Genomic DNA, 339 nt, shown 5'->3' with positions numbered 1-339 from the left:
AGCCGAGCAGGACGCGGCGTTCCGCTCGGTGACGGGTGGGGCGGATCTGGCCCTCGTCACCGGCTATGCGGGCACCGGCAAGAGCACGATGCTCGCGGCGGCGCGGGTGGCCTGGGAGGCGGCCGGCTACACGGTTCGGGGAGCTGCTCTCTCCGGGATCGCGGCCGAGAACCTGGAGGCGGGATCGGGCATTCTCTCGCGCACGCTGGCGAGCCTGGAGCATGCCTGGGGGCAGGGACGAGACGCGCTGACGTCCCGCGACGTGCTCGTCATCGACGAGGCCGGGATGGTGGGCTCGCGGCAGATGGAGCGGGTGCTCTCGGCCGCGCAGACGGCCGG

1 protein-coding gene is annotated in these 339 nt (G+C 73.5%); it reads left to right on the top strand.

Annotated features, from left to right (window positions below):
* On the top strand, positions 1-339 hold a 339-nt coding region (locus KZZ06_RS20245), incomplete at both ends, for an AAA family ATPase (RefSeq protein WP_219581783.1).

The organism is Sulfitobacter sp. CW3 (assembly GCF_019392245.1).
Lineage (GTDB): Bacteria > Pseudomonadota > Alphaproteobacteria > Rhodobacterales > Rhodobacteraceae > Sulfitobacter.
The sequence above is the reverse complement of the archived record's forward strand: the minus strand, read 5'-3'. Positions and strand labels throughout refer to the sequence as shown.